Origin of the sequence: Paenibacillus oceani (genome assembly GCF_014705615.1) — a bacterium.
Lineage (GTDB): Bacteria > Bacillota > Bacilli > Paenibacillales > NBRC-103111 > Paenibacillus_AB > Paenibacillus_AB oceani.
On the sequence record NZ_JACXJA010000018.1, the window covers coordinates 1 to 14,084 of the forward strand.

The 14,084-nt window shown below is 56.7% G+C and carries 12 protein-coding genes; 3 read left to right on the plus strand and 9 right to left on the minus strand.

Annotated features, from left to right (window positions below; translation table 11 throughout):
* Positions 1 to 153: 153 nt before the first annotated feature.
* The 5 genes from mraY to IDH45_RS34680 form a co-directional block, all read right to left on the minus strand.
* Positions 154 to 1,107 carry a phospho-N-acetylmuramoyl-pentapeptide-transferase gene (gene mraY / locus IDH45_RS14775; RefSeq protein WP_190928889.1) on the minus strand — a complete coding sequence of 318 codons (954 nt, stop codon included), beginning with the start codon at positions 1,105 to 1,107 and terminating at the stop codon, positions 154 to 156.
* Positions 1,108 to 1,258: 151 nt separating this feature from the next.
* Positions 1,259 to 1,906: a nitroreductase family protein gene (locus IDH45_RS14780; RefSeq protein ID WP_190928890.1), complete on the minus strand. Its 648-nt coding sequence runs from the start codon at positions 1,904 to 1,906 to the stop codon at positions 1,259 to 1,261.
* Positions 1,907 to 2,014: 108 nt separating this feature from the next.
* Complete coding sequence (locus IDH45_RS14785) at positions 2,015 to 2,788, minus strand: ABC transporter permease (RefSeq protein WP_317891211.1); 774 nt, start codon at positions 2,786 to 2,788, stop codon at positions 2,015 to 2,017.
* Positions 2,772 to 3,701 (minus strand): ABC transporter ATP-binding protein, encoded by a 930-nt coding sequence (locus tag IDH45_RS14790; RefSeq protein WP_190928892.1) that lies wholly within the window; start codon positions 3,699 to 3,701, stop codon positions 2,772 to 2,774. Before IDH45_RS14790 ends, IDH45_RS14785 begins: the two co-directional genes overlap by 17 nt.
* A 32-nt stretch (positions 3,702 to 3,733) precedes the next feature.
* Positions 3,734 to 4,375: a TetR/AcrR family transcriptional regulator gene (locus IDH45_RS34680; RefSeq protein ID WP_317891212.1), complete on the minus strand. Its 642-nt coding sequence runs from the start codon at positions 4,373 to 4,375 to the stop codon at positions 3,734 to 3,736.
* A gap of 154 nt (positions 4,376 to 4,529) precedes the next feature.
* On the opposite strand from IDH45_RS34680, the gene IDH45_RS14800 reads away from it, so the two are divergent.
* Together IDH45_RS14800 and IDH45_RS14805 are read left to right on the plus strand one after the other, a co-directional pair.
* Positions 4,530 to 6,761 (plus strand): MMPL family transporter, encoded by a 2,232-nt coding sequence (locus tag IDH45_RS14800; RefSeq protein ID WP_190928893.1) that lies wholly within the window; start codon positions 4,530 to 4,532, stop codon positions 6,759 to 6,761.
* 233 nt (positions 6,762 to 6,994) lie between these two features.
* Positions 6,995 to 7,771: a LamG domain-containing protein gene (locus IDH45_RS14805; protein WP_190928894.1), complete on the plus strand. Its 777-nt coding sequence runs from the start codon at positions 6,995 to 6,997 to the stop codon at positions 7,769 to 7,771.
* A gap of 115 nt (positions 7,772 to 7,886) precedes the next feature.
* Here IDH45_RS14805 and IDH45_RS14810 read toward each other — a convergent pair whose 3' ends face one another.
* The 4 genes from IDH45_RS14810 to IDH45_RS14825 all read right to left on the minus strand — a co-directional run bounded on the left by IDH45_RS14810 (position 7,887) and on the right by IDH45_RS14825 (position 12,084).
* Complete coding sequence (locus tag IDH45_RS14810) at positions 7,887 to 8,978, minus strand: efflux RND transporter periplasmic adaptor subunit (protein ID WP_190928895.1); 1,092 nt, start codon at positions 8,976 to 8,978, stop codon at positions 7,887 to 7,889.
* Between the two features lie 15 nt (positions 8,979 to 8,993).
* Entirely contained in the window at positions 8,994 to 10,364 is a 1,371-nt protein-coding gene (locus tag IDH45_RS14815; protein WP_190928896.1) for an ABC transporter permease, read from the minus strand.
* A complete protein-coding gene (locus IDH45_RS14820; protein WP_190928897.1) occupies positions 10,361 to 11,053 on the minus strand; it encodes an ABC transporter ATP-binding protein in 693 nt (230 codons plus the stop codon). Before IDH45_RS14820 ends, IDH45_RS14815 begins: the two co-directional genes overlap by 4 nt.
* A 191-nt stretch (positions 11,054 to 11,244) precedes the next feature.
* Positions 11,245 to 12,084, minus strand: a complete 840-nt coding sequence (locus IDH45_RS14825; protein WP_190928898.1) for an AraC family transcriptional regulator — start codon at positions 12,082 to 12,084, stop codon at positions 11,245 to 11,247.
* A 294-nt stretch (positions 12,085 to 12,378) separates the two neighbouring features.
* Between IDH45_RS14825 and IDH45_RS14830 the strand changes: the two genes are divergently transcribed.
* A complete protein-coding gene (locus tag IDH45_RS14830) occupies positions 12,379 to 13,926 on the plus strand; it encodes a sulfatase family protein (RefSeq protein WP_190928925.1) in 1,548 nt (515 codons plus the stop codon).
* Positions 13,927 to 14,084: the final 158 nt, after the last annotated feature.

Sequence of the window (14,084 nt, forward strand, 5' to 3'; positions counted from 1 at the left end):
CCAGAAGCTCCGTCCCTCCCGCGCCCAAATCGATGGGATTACGCGCCAAAGGACCGTCCAGACGCAACTACCAGATGCAGCAGACGGCACAGGCGCGGTTCTATGTAATTAATCGCTGAATTTCTGGAACAAATTGCCGGCAAATGCGGTCGGTCAGTACATCCACTTCCATAACGCCAGACTGACGAGGCAGCATCCCCACGACACAAGGCCGAACACGGTGACGATCCGGTTTTCCGACCAGCCGTATTTCAGACTGTAATGAAAATGAATCGGCGCCATTCGGAACATGCGCAATTTCGTCCGCTTATAGTACCACACCTGCAGGATGACCGACAACTGTTCGGCGAAGTAGATCAGAAACAGCAGCGGGATCAGCAGCTCGACCTTCTCGATCACCGCCAGAAAGGCCAGCGAACCGCCGATGGCCAGCGAGCCGGTATCGCCCATGAACGCCTTGGCCGGATACAGGTTGTACAGAAGCAGCCCGAGCAGACAGGCGATCATCGTCAGAGCGAACAGTTTCACTTCCGGGTGTTCGGAGATGACGAAGAAGAAAAAGTAAGTCGGGATCGCCACAATAATAAGCAGACCGTCCAAGCCGTCCGTAAAGTTGATCGCATTGGCGGAACCGACGACGAACAGCGAGATGACCGCGAGGTATACGATCGGCGCAAGCTCCAGCTTCAGATCGCGGAACAGCGTTACGTCGCTGTTAAACAGGTCCAGTTGGGGCAGCGCCGCAAAAAGCACAAACGTAAACAGAAATTGCAGAATCAGCTTCATTTTCCCGGACGCTCCGCGCGGGTCCTGATAAGCCGCTTTTTTGAAATCGTCCAGAAATCCGATAAAGCCGAACAGCAGAAACACAGCGCACAGATACAAGCTGATCGGACTCGGGGCTAACACAGCGACAAGCAGCACCCCGACTAAAAAGATGAGGCCCGCCATCAGCGGCGTTCCTTTTTTCGCCTGATGATCGGCCGGCAGCTCAGCGCGGATCGGCTGGGTGAGGCGAAGTGTCCGCAAGCCCCAGATCAGGACGGGGGTCAGCAGGGCGACAGAGGCGAAGGACAGGGCCGAGACGACCCACAGCGATAATTCCATCGTTCGAATGGCTCCTTTCGGCCGTTTGTACAAGTATAGTTTCGGGAGACGGTGAAATATTCCTGCTTGCCGTCGCCTGCGATTGAAAAACAAAAAAACATCCCGGCTGAGCGGCTGGCCGGAAAGTCGGGATGTTGGTCATGATTCGGTTTTACTGAACGATAGTCAAAATTTCATCGACTTCTTTGCGGGGGAGCCGTCCCGGATGATCGGACGGGTGGCCGAGCGCGATCACCATGTTGATCTGCTTCGACTCGTCGATGCCAAGATAGTCGCGGAGGCGGTGCTGGGCGAGCAGCACGGGACCGGTCATCGGGCAAGTCGCGAGCCCTTTGGCATGCGCGGCGAGCATCAGATTTTGCGCAGCCAGGCAGCTGCTCTTGATGCCTTCCTCGGCCCACACGGCGTCCTCAACGAGTGCGATCGGGTCGAAGATTTTCTCGCGGAATTTCGAGTTGTATGGCGTAGCCAGCAGCACGAGCAGCACCGGAGCGTCAGAGAAGGCCGTCGCATACGGACCGAACGAGCGGGTCAGCAGTCTCGCTTCCCGGCCAAGCCCTCTTTGTTCCGCCTCCGCAGCGCGGTTATTCAGCTCGTCCCAAGTCATCTGCTCGATTTCTTTAATTTTGTCCCGGTTCATAATCGCCACAAATTCCCACGTTTGCGAGTTGGTATCGCTTGGCGCGTAACGGGCGCAGTCGATCAATTCTTTGATATCCTCGACGCTGACGTCGCGGTCGGTAAACTTCCGGACGCTGCGCCGGTCGAGTACGATTTGTTTGAAAGCCTCATAATTCATAGGTTCGTTCCGCCTTTGCCTAAGTTCGAATGGAGAAGCACGGCAAGGTCATAGCGTTAAGACCAGGTGCTAATTCTTCTCTCATTATAGCGGATCAACCCGACCGTGTCACCCCGCTACGTCCCGTTTGCTGAAGATGTACCAGGACAGCGCGAGAAACACGATGTAATAGATGAGCAGCATCGTGACGGAAAAGCCGAGCGTCATCCCTTCAATCGGAGGCTCCCGACCCCCGAAGTACAGCCCCAGATTGGTATTGGCGAACAAAATGTATTTCGCCCACCCGTACTTCAGGCCGATCAGGATCGCCATGACGGAGCTCGAGGCGAACATGATTACGAAGGCGAGCGAAATCGCCAGCGCGCTGGAGCGGAACACCGTCGAGATCATAAAGGCGAACGTGACGTTCACCGTCAGCTCGATGAGCTGGAACCCGTAGTCGCGCAAAATATCGCCGAACACAATCGGGTTCTCGGAGGAAGCCGTGCCGAACAGCAGAACGCCAATGAGAAACGAGCAAACGAACAGCAGCGCGACAAGCGCCAGCATGAAAAGCAGCACCGCGATGTACTTGGACAGCAGCACCTTGGACCGGCTGACCGGGCGGATCAGCAGCAGCTTGATCGTCCCCCAGGTGAATTCCCCGGCTACGATATCCGACGCGATCACGACTGAAAAGATGAACACGAGGAACATCATCGAACTGGCGTTGCTCATAAAGAGAACCGCATCGACGCCGCTCCCCCCGTAGTTCCGCATCATAATGCCGAACGTGAGCACAGCCGCCAGCAGCAGAGCGGCCATAATCCAGGTCCGGGGACGGCGGTATATTTTCATATTCTCATTTTGAATGAGGTTCAGCAGGTTAGACAATTTGGCCACCTCGCGTCATTTCGAGGAATTGATCCTCGAGAGTTTTGGAAGCCGCTTTAACGCCGAATACGCGGACGTCCGCCTCGACCAGCCTGCGGACCAGTCCAGGGATGTCGTCGTAAGGAAGCGCGGCGGTAAACCCATCCCGGGTGGCGATCGCGGGTCCGTCCTGGAGCATCCCGGACGCCACCTTGGCCGCGAGCTCGGCCGGCTCGGCCGTGAATGTCACTTGCACCGGGCCTTCGGACGCGGCCACCATGTCGCGGATCGGCCTGACGTCTACGAGCTTGCCGTTTTGGATCACCGCGACCCGGTCGCACATCAGCTCCATCTCGGAGAGCAGATGGCTGGAGACGATGACCGAGGTGCCTTCGGCCTTGGCAAGCTGCCGCAAATAGTCGCGAAGCTCGCGGATGCCTTCGGGATCGAGGCCGTTCGTCGGCTCGTCCAGTATGAGAACGTCCGGCTTGTGCAGAATCGCCTGGGCAACCCCGAGTCGCTGCCGCATGCCGAGCGAATACGTTTTCACCTTGTCGTCGATCCGGTTCTCGAGCTTGACGAGCGCGACGACTTCATCGATCCGTTCACGGGTAATGCCCGGGATCATGCGGGCGAAATGCACAAGATTTTGGTAGCCGCTCAAAAACTTGTACAGCTCCGGATTTTCCACGATCGCCCCGACGTGACGCATCGCGCGCTCGAACTGCTTGTTGACGCTAATGCCGTTGACGAGCACTTCGCCTTCCGTCATCGAGATCAGCCCGACCATCATGCGGATCGTCGTCGTTTTGCCCGCTCCGTTCGGGCCGAGAAAGCCGAATACCTCTCCCCTGGGCACTTCGAACGAAAGCCGGTCGACGATCGTTTTGCCGCCGATTTTTTTCGTAACGTTGCGCAACTGCACAACCGGTTGTTGCGACATAAGTTATCCTCCTAAACAAAAGCTTGTCCAAATCATACCATACGCCCCGCCCCTGTCCAAAACAAGTCGACGATCCCCTCCGCAGTAAGGTCCGGGAACGCGGCCTGCCTGGCGCCGGACCGTTCGCCTCCGGAAGCGTCTCCTCGTGCGCCGAGCATCATAAGCGCCGAGAAGGCATAGGCGTATAAAAGCGGATCGCCCTCGCGGACTTCGCCTTGCTTCATCTCTTTGCGGAACGCTGCGGCCAGCACTTCGTGAATCGATCGTTCGGCTTCCCGGATTCCTTCCGTCTGTTCGCGCGTTAAGGCCGGACCGGCTTCCCGCATCAGACTTTCGAAATCGATATGCGCGTGCTGCATATAAGCCTCGGCAACCGATGCGAGCCGCTCCCGGAAAGTGCCGGGGGCGTCCAGCAGCGCGCTTGTCCGGCTGCCGATGTACGACATCATATGAATTACCGAAGCAGCGAACAATTCCGCTTTATTATGGAAATAATAGTAAACGGAAGCTTTCGTAACCCCGGCGGCTGCGGCAATTTGCTCCAGAGAGACGCTGTCGTAGCCGAATTCCATAAATAAAGCGGACGCGGTGCGCAGCACGGTAGGTTTTACGGTAGACGGGATGCCGGTTTTGGGACGCCCCGGTTTGCGTTTGTCGGATCGTGATGTTTTCACAGCGGATCTCCTCTCATGTATAAGTATATCCAATTTTTTTGTATAACTATTGTCAAATAGACCATGCGGTATATATAATTAACTTATACAACATTACTGTAGCCGAAGACGGCCGGGATGTCGAGAATCATAAAGCAGTCCAAGGAGGAGCACGATGAACAATTTTGCGAATAAGTATGGAAACGGCGTAACCGGACCGAGGGGGAGATGGATCACCTTAATCGTCTGGATCGTCTTGACGGCGTCGCTAAGCATGCTGTGGCCGACGGTCAATTCTCAAGAGAACAACAGCGCGGCCAATCTGCCCGCATCGTATCCTTCCGTTCAGGCGGACGAAGTGGCCAAGCGGGAGTTTCCGAACGCGGAAGGTCTACCGGCGCTTATTGTCTGGCACCGGGAGACGGGACTGACCGACGACGACTTGAAGGCGGTGCAGAAGTTCGCCGAGACGTTTACCGCCAAGCCGCTGCCTGAGCAGACCGCGCTGCCGCCGTATCATCAGATGCCGCTGCCCGCTCTGAAGAGTCAGCTGTCCGAGAACAAGAAGACGCTCGTTACGCCGATTGTGTTTGCAAACGGTGCCGAGACCGATGTGCTTAACGAGAACTTCGATGCCCTTCGCGAACAGGTAAAAAGCCAGACGGGAGCGGATCCTTTCGCCGAGAAGCTGGCTTCGGACCGGTTGATCGTCAGAGTGTCCGGACCGGCCGGCATATCGGTCGACGCTGTCGGATTATTCAAAAGCGCCGACGTGTCGCTTCTGATCGCCACCGTCCTGCTCGTCCTTGTTCTGCTGCTGCTCATTTACCGGTCCCCGATCCTCGCTTTTATCCCGCTGATCGGAGTAGGTTTCGCCTATGGAGTGACGAGTCCGATACTCGGCTATATGGCGAAGATAGGCTGGATCGAGGTGGACGGTCAGGCGATCTCGATTATGACCGTTCTTCTGTTCGGGGCCGGTACGGACTATTGCTTGTTCCTGGTGGCGCGTTTCCGTCAACTGCTGACGGTCGAACCGAACAAGTGGACCGCCTTGAAGCAGGCGATATCCGGCTCCTCCGGCGCGATTGCGATGAGCGGCTTCACCGTCGTTCTGGCGCTGGCCGCCCTGCTGCTGGCGGATTACGGGGCGGTCAAACGGTTTGCCGTTCCGTTCAGCCTCTCGATATTCATCATGGCGATCGCGAGCCTGACGCTTGTGCCGGCCCTGTTAGCCGTACTCGGTCGCGCTTCGTTTTACCCGTTCGTTCCCCGGACGCCGGACATGATCCGGGAGCGCGCGGAGAAGAAAGGAGTTCCCGTACCGCAGATCCGCAGCCGGAAGACGATCGGAGCGCGGTTCGCCTCGCTCGTCGTCCGCAAGCCTTGGACGGTCATTGTCGTCACCGTGGCTTTCTTAGCCGGATCGGCTTCTTTCGTGCCGGGTATTACGTATACGTACGACCTGCTGTCATCGTTTCCTAAAGATATGCAGTCCCGGGAAGGGTTTACACTGATCGGACAGTCTTTCTCCGAGGGCAGTCTGGCACCTGTGAAGCTGATGGCCGATACGGAAGGCAAGGCGGTCGACTTGCAGGCGGTTATGCAAAAGCTCGAATATGTAGATACGGTCTCGGCTCCGCAGAAGGGTGCCATAAATCCGAACATCGTCTCCGTGAACGTCGAGCTGCACGCAAATCCTTATGATAATGAAGCTATGAAGTTAATTCCCGAGCTGCGCGCAGCGGCCGAATCGGCGCTTCAAGCTGCCGGCGTCGCCGCTCCCGCAGATCGGGTCTGGGTCGCAGGCCAGACGGCGACGCAGCACGATACGAAGCAAGCCGGCGTCCGCGACGAACGGGTTATCATACCGGTCGTTATCGTGCTGATCGCCCTGCTCCTGCTCGCTTACTTGCGCTCCTTTGTGGCGATGCTTTATCTGATCGCAACCGTAGTCCTGTCGTTCGGTTCCGCACTTGGGCTCGGCTGGCTCGTGCTCCATTACGTGATGGGGGCCGATGCGATCGCCGGCGCGATTCCGCTGTACGCCTTCGTCTTCCTTGTCGCCCTGGGCGAAGACTACAACATCTTTATGATATCGAGCATATGGAAAAAACGGAAGCAGATGCCGCTTAAGGAGGCGATCCGGGAGGGGGTCACCGAGACGGGAGGGGTCATTACTTCCGCGGGATTGATTCTGGCGGGAACGTTCGCCGTATTAGCTACGCTGCCGATCCAGGTGCTGCTTCAGTTCGGATTGATTACGGCGATCGGAGTACTGCTGGATACTTTTATCGTCCGCCCGTTCCTCGTGCCGGCGATTACTACCGTACTGGGACGCGCCGCCTTCTGGCCGGGCAAAACGTATGACGTTGAGGAAGCCCGGCTTAAGGGCGAATCGGTGTAAGCCGTGACCTGCAATACACGATTTCACCAAAAAAAGACACCCCGGAGGTGTCTTTTTTTGGTGAAATCGCGTTTCCGCCGTAGAATCGTACAGAAGAAAATAGATTTGTTACTGGAGGCGGATCGGGTGGGGAAGTAAAATGAATCCAAATGGGTTTGATAGGCTGGCGGCTTGTCTGTATCGATGGAAGAGAAGCCGGAAATGGCCGTTATCGAACAAGGAGGGCTTGGAGGATGAGAGAGGAAACACGTTATGCCGCTGCGGCGGAGGCGGTAAACGCGGCTGGGGGGCTGATCTCGTTTTGGGATTTTCAGGAGCAGGCTGGCGAGCGGCGCAAAGCCAAGGGGCCGTATCCGTATGAGTTGACCGAAGGCGGCGGAGCCGTCGAACGGACGGACGATGGCATATTCGGCCCTTACTCGGCCGATCTGAAGTTCGGAGATTGGTTCCGTCTGCCGCGGGCGGACTGTCCCGCGCTCGACATTCACGGCCCCGATGCGAAGCTGACTGTCGCGGCCTGGATCAACTGGGCGGATATCGAGAGCAAGGGCTGTCAAGCCGTCGCCGGCATATGGGACGAATCGAGGCGGAAGCGCCAGTATTGCTTGTTTCTCGATCTGCGGATCTGGGAGAGCCGCAGTCAGGCGTGCGGTCACGTCTCCTCGGTAGGCGGACCGACGCCCGGGTACAAGTATTGCATGACAAGTGCGATCGGACAAACGCCGCTCTCCAAGGCGGAGTGGCACTTCGTCGTCTTTACGTATGACGGCCGGCTGGCCAAAGTGTATGTGGACGGCGTGCTGGACGAAAGAGAAACGTACAACCCGTACGACTACCCCGAAGGGTTGTACGACGGCGGGCCGGACGGCGCGGACTTTACGGTCGGCGCGGTGGACCGTTCCGGCGAGATCGGCAACTTCTATACCGGTCTGCTGGGCGGACTGGCCGTGTATAACCGGGCTTTGTCCGCAGGGGAAGTTGCCGACTTGCACAATCGTACGATGAAATAAGCGGAACCGGCTTCCCGCGGGGCTTGTGCCGCCCGGCGAATAATATAACGGCTCATCGCTTCTTCAGTTGAAGGAGGATGAGCCGTCCGGCGGTTATAGGGATAATCGATATGAATTATTGCAGCACGACCGAGTCGCCTTCCTGCAGGCCCTCGATCACTTCGGTTTTGTCGGCGGTTTCCAGTCCGACCTTGATCGGACGTTTCTCCGTACCTTGCGCCGTCTCGAGCAGCACGTAAGAGCCGTCCTTGTCCCGCTGCACCGCAATTGTCGGTACGGTCAGGACGCCCAACTTGTTGTCCGTCTCGATTTTGGCGGTTAACCCGAGTCCGGCGATCAGACTGGCATGCGCGTCCAGCGAGATGACGATTTCGAATTGGGCCGGCGCGGTGTCGTTCGAGTTGCTGGCGGCGGGCTTCGGAAATTTCGATACTTTCTCGACTTTGCCGGCCAGCTTCTCTTCCTTCAAGGCGTCGATACTCACTTGCACCGTCATCCCCGGCTTGATCCGGAACACGTCGTATTCGCCGACGGAGGTCGTCATCTGAATCTTGGACACGTCGACGATCTTGCCGATCACGTCGCCTTCCCTGAGCTTCTGCGGCTTCTGGCCGCTTGCGGCGAGGAAGATGCCCGATTCCGGCGCGGTAGTGACCGCTTGGGTAAGCTTGCTCTGCTTCGTCTCCAGATCGGCGCCGGCGATTTGGCGGTTAATCCGCTCCAGCTCCTCCTGCACGTCCTTGGAGGCGTTTTTGGCGACCCGCTGTAGCGCTTCGGCTTCGTTGGATGCGATCGTTTCCGTGATCTTGGCGCCTGCCGCCTGCTCGGCGGACCGCAGCTTCGCTTCCAGCTCCTGCTTGCGCATATTCGCGGTCAGCACCCCGATCTCGGCACGCAGCGCCTTATCGTCCAGCTTGAACATGACATCGCCTTTGTTCAACTGGGCGCCGTCGGATACGTTCCATTCGGTAACGTCGGCGGAGAACGGGGCGTAGACGGTCGTCTCTTTCACATACGACGATTTCCCTTTTACCTCTACCGTATTGGCCAGATTTTCTTTGACGGCCTGGAATTTGAGCGCACTGCCCGAGCTAGCTCCGGCCCCCGGCGCCGGCGCCTTCGGCTTGCTCTGGGTGTACAGAAAGCCGCTCACCGCGACCAGCAACACCGCGAGAATGATATATAGCCACGTCTTCTTTTTACGCATCGTGCTTCTCCTTTGCTACTCTCGTTTAATCGCGGTCAGCGCGTCGGTTCTCGAAGCTTTGACAGCCGGGAACAAGCCGGACATAATGCCGGTCATCAAGGCGAAGAACAGGCCGAGCGGCAATATCCAGGCGCTGATGAACAAAATCTCCGCATTTTCCCCCGACCCGACAGAGCCGGTCTGAACCAGAATAATATTGATCCCCCAAATAACCCAATAAGCGAATAAAATGCCGACCATGCCGCCGAACAAGCCGAGCAGCGCCGATTCAACGATAAACATGTTGCGGATCTGGCTCAAGTTGGCACCCAGCACCTTCATGATTCCGATTTGGCGCCGCCGCTGGTGGGTCGACATCGTCATCGCGACGACGATCGAGATCGAAGCGACGAACAGGATGAACAGTCCCGCTCCCCCGAATATAATCCGAATGATGACGAATTCCTTGCTCATGCTTTCCTGACGGCCCAAGTTGCTGCTCGTTCGCAGCTTGAGCGACTGGATCAGCTTGTCGGTTTCCGCGACATGGTCGACCTGATCGATTTTGACGACAACCCGGTCATAGCTGGACTGGTCGCTGCCGGTTACGCTTTTTTGCGTAGAAACGGACTCCACGGCATCGCGGATTTGCTTGGCGAGACCGGGCGATATGTAGGCTTGCTTCTGCGACCAGCGGACCATATCGTCGGACATCGACTCGGCTCGTTTCTCGATCGCGACGACACGTACCGGGAACTCGAACGTTTTGATCGTTCCGTCAGGCAGGCTGGCCGTCTGGATGAGCCGGATCTGCTTGCGGTAGAGCGGATAAGAGACGATCGGGCTGCGGTCGTTAAAATCTTCCATCATCTGCTCCTGCGTCTGCTGACGGGCGGCGTCGATACGCGCGGCCTGATTATCCCTGAGCCCGACAGTGGCCGGGTAGCTGAGCACGATCGTATTGTCCTGCTCAATCGGCATCCCCTGCTGAAACTCCATGCCGAAGTCCGCAAGCGTGGTCAGATCGGTCGCGGTCACGTCAAGCCGCCCGGTGCGCGTGTCGTCCACGATAAACGACATACTGCCGACGTTCTGGTAACCGGCCAACGTTTTGACATGGGGCAGCGATTTGATCAGATTCAGCTTCTGATTCGTGATGGCGTATTCGTTCACCGTGCCCGAAGACCCCGAGCGGCTGCCGCCGGATTGGTTCATCACCGTGATTTCGTCCGTTTTCAAATAATAGCTCATCTGCTTCGTGCTGTAATGCGAGATCGACTCCCCGAACGCAAGAGCGACGACGATCGAAGCCGAGCCGATGGCGATCCCCATGACGCACAGCAGCGTAACCACCTTGCGCCTGCGCAACTGGTCCCAGCCTAAAGCGATATAATCGCGAATTCTCATGCGCCTTCACCCGCCTGTATATCCGGATCGACGAGACGTCCGTCTCTCAGCTGGATAATGCGCTTCGTACGCCGGGCTACTTCGTGCTCATGGGTAACGATGACAAAGGTGATGCCGTGGCCCATATTCAGCTCGATTAGCAGATCGATAATTTCTTCCTCGGTTTTCGTGTCGAGGTTGCCGGTCGGTTCGTCTGCGAAGACGACAGCCGGCTCTGTAATGAGCGACCTCGCGATACTGACCCGCTGCTGCTGGCCCCCGGACAGCTGGGAGGGGAACAGTTCCGTCTTGCCGGCCAGTCCGACCCGGCTTAGCAGGGAGATCGCCCGCTCGCGGCGCACTTTTCCTTTCACGCCCTGGAAGACGAGCGGCAGCTCGACATTTTCACGCACCGTCAAATGCGGAATCAGCTCGTACGATTGGAAGATGAAGCCGATATGCGAACGCCGGAATACAGCCAGATCGTTTTCGTTCATCTTTTCGATATTCCGTCCGGCGATCAGGATACTGCCTTCGGTCGGCTTCATCAGTCCGGCCATCAGGTTCAGCAGCGTCGATTTGCCTGAGCCGGAGCTGCCGAGCAGCGCGACCATCTCGCCTTTCTCGACGCGGAAGTCGATTCCGGAGAGCACTTGAGTCGGTTCCGTTCCGCTAAGGAACGTATGGGAAAGCTGTTGGACGACTAGCACGATACCCCTCCGTTTATGTATATACGGCCGCTTGGTTCAGCTCTGGCCTTGTACAAGTTTCATCATACACGAACGTACTTAACAGATACTCAAGAAATAATGAAGATTTTCTTAATGTTCCAGGTTTCCGGCAGCGTACCGAAACCACCCGGCCCGATAGCCGTCCATATTCATTCCGTCCATTCCCTTCCCTATTCGCGGAACTTCCTCGGGGACATTCCGAAGTGATTGCGAAACGCCCTCGTAAACGAATACAGATCCGGGTATCCGATCGTAAGCGCAATCTCGGTGATGGATAGGGAGGTGCTGCGGAGCAGGTCGGAGCCCCGGTCCATGCGCAGCTTTTGCAAATATTTCACGGGAGGCATGCCGACCGTCTGCGAGAACACTCTGGAGAAATGAGAGCGGTCGATCCCGATCTGGCCGGCCACGTCCGCTACCGTGATCTGTTCGGCGAAATGGGCGTTCATAAATGTGATGCTTTGACGGACCCACCCTGCGGTCTCGGTCCGCACCGTCTCCGCTTCCTGCTCGGGAATGAGCCCTGCAAACATCCGGTACATCAGTCCGTTCAGCGCAAGCACGTATTTCGTGCCCCGGACCGACATCACCTGAAGCATTTGCTGTAGCAGGATGTCCAGATCTTTGTCGACCGCTCGATGCAAATACGGCTTCTGTTCGCTTAATCCGGCCATAGCGAGCATGGGACCGGCCTGATCGCCGTCAAAAGCGAGCCACACCATCTCCAGCGTACGGGGCGAAGAGACGATCCGGTACACGTACGTGACATGCGGGAACAGGCAGAACAAGTCGCCCTTGCCAAGCACCGCTGTCTGGTTGCCATAGAGGAGCTCTACGCGCCCTTCTCTCACAAAATGTATACTATAATAATCGATTTGCCGCGGTCCGGACCGGTAGTCGGGTTTGGCGGCGTTTCGGCCGATACGCAGCGGCCATATGCCGCCCATCCGGTCGAAGTCGTCCGGCGTATGATACCATGCTTCCATGAATTCGCTCGAATATTCCCGCACGGCTGCGATCCCCCTATCGTTTCCTAATAAGTACGAGTTCAAAAAGTCCGGTTTTCAGCACCGAGAAGATGGGATGAAGCTAGGAAATGAGGAGCGGAGCGTAGTGGAGCTACGTGAGCACCGGAAGTTCCGGCTGAATTCCATATTCGATGTCGAGCAGGCTTCCTGATCTGCTTCGTGATCAAAAGTGGACTTTTTGAATATCCTCTATAAGGCTTAAGATACAACTTGCGCAACAAAATGACAAATAAAAGTAACCGAATGTTATTTTGCCGGACCGGGTTCCTTTGTATGATGGAAGTATGTCAAGGAGGGGATGCGCTTTTGAGCGGCTCGAAACCTAATTTTCTGTTTATCACCAGCGACCAGCAGCATTGGAATACGATCGGAGCGTTTCATGACGAGATCCGTACACCCCATCTGGACCGGCTCGTTCGCGAAGGGACGACGTTCGGCCGGGCCTATTGCCCGAATCCGACTTGTACACCGACCCGCTCCTCCATCATTACCGGGATGTATCCGAGCCAGCATGGCGCCTGGACGCTCGGGACCAAATTGGCGGAAGACCGGGTGACGGTCGGCGAGCTGCTGCAAAAGGCGGATTATCGGACCGCGCTTATCGGCAAAGCCCATTTTCAGCCGGTGTTTTCGACGGAGGAGTACCCTTCGCTCGAAGGGAAAGAGAAGCTGCACGATTTCGAATTTTGGAAAACGTTTACCGGCCCGTATTACGGATTCGAACGGGCGGAGATGGTCCGCAACCATACGAACGAATGGCTGGTGGGACAGCACTATGCGTTGTGGATGGAGGAGAAAGGATGCCTGAACTGGCGGGACTACTTCACGCCGCCGATCGGCACGATGGACCCGAATGAGCTGTACTGCTGGCCGATTCCCGAGAAATACCATTACAATACATGGATTGCGGAAAGAAGCGGCGAGCTAATGGAGCAATACAAAGAGAGCGGAGACAGCTTCTTCCTGTGGGCAAGCTTCCCGGACCCGCATCCGCCTTACCTCGTGCCGGAGCCGTGGGACACGATGTACGATCCGGATTCGCTTACCGTACCTGCCGTTACGCCCGGCGAGCATGACGCCAATCCGCCGCATTTCCGAAAAACGCAAGAAAGCAATCCCGACTTCTCGGACTACAAGGAGAGCGGGTTCGGCATTCATGGCTATCATTCCCACGTCAATATGACGGACGAGGACCGCAAGAAGCTGGTGGCGGTTTATTACGGAATGGTCAGCTATATGGACAAATGTATCGGACAAATTCTCGATAAGCTCGACGCCCTGGGACTGGCGGACAATACGATTGTCGTGTTTACGACCGATCACGGCCATTTCTTCGGACAGCACGGCCTGCAGGCCAAGGGAGGCTTTCATTACGAGGATTTGATTCGGGTTCCGTTTATCGTCAAATACCCGGGGCACGTGCCGGCCGGCCGCGTATCGGATTCGATGCAGTCGCTGGTCGATCTGGCGCCGACTTTCCTGTCGTTTGCGGGAGCGCCGATTCCCGGAGCGATGACGGGCGTCGACCAATCCGCCGTATGGCAAAATCCCGAATTGAGCGCACGCGATCATATTATTTGCGAGTTCCACCACGAGCCGACGACCATTCACCAGAAGACGTATGTGAACGATAGGTACAAGATTACCGTGTACTACAACCAAACGTACGGGGAACTGTTCGACTTGGCGAAGGACCCGGGGGAGACGCGGAATTTGTGGGATGACGAACGATTCCGGGAGTTGAAGGCGGACCTGCTGCTGAAATACATCTGGGCGGAGCTCGGAAAGGAACCGATGCCGATGCCGAGAATATCCGGGGCTTAGACCAGGGCCGCTTACACAAGGCATTCAGTTTTGCACGCCGTAGAGGCTATCCAACAAACCCAAACCGTCATTTGCGTTTTTTTGAGATTGGCTTGGAACCAATATGCTTAAGAAAAAAGACCTCTTCATCCACGTTGCAGTGGAAGATGAGGTCTTTT

What these genes read in the sequence shown, in the direction of transcription:
- IDH45_RS14805 (WP_190928894.1), top strand. Translation starts at nt 6,995, where the DNA reads ATGAGAGAGGAAACACGTTATGCCGCTGCGGCGGAGGCGGTAAACGCG.
- IDH45_RS14790 (WP_190928892.1), bottom strand. Translation starts at nt 3,701, where the DNA reads ATGTCGCAACAACCGGTTGTGCAGTTGCGCAACGTTACGAAAAAAATC.
- mraY (WP_190928889.1), bottom strand. Translation starts at nt 1,107, where the DNA reads ATGGAATTATCGCTGTGGGTCGTCTCGGCCCTGTCCTTCGCCTCTGTC.
- IDH45_RS14830 (WP_190928925.1), top strand. Translation starts at nt 12,379, where the DNA reads ATGGAAGTATGTCAAGGAGGGGATGCGCTTTTGAGCGGCTCGAAACCT.
- IDH45_RS14815 (WP_190928896.1), bottom strand. Translation starts at nt 10,364, where the DNA reads ATGAGAATTCGCGATTATATCGCTTTAGGCTGGGACCAGTTGCGCAGG.
- IDH45_RS14780 (WP_190928890.1), bottom strand. Translation starts at nt 1,906, where the DNA reads ATGAATTATGAGGCTTTCAAACAAATCGTACTCGACCGGCGCAGCGTC.
- IDH45_RS14800 (WP_190928893.1), top strand. Translation starts at nt 4,530, where the DNA reads ATGAACAATTTTGCGAATAAGTATGGAAACGGCGTAACCGGACCGAGG.
- IDH45_RS14810 (WP_190928895.1), bottom strand. Translation starts at nt 8,978, where the DNA reads ATGCGTAAAAAGAAGACGTGGCTATATATCATTCTCGCGGTGTTGCTG.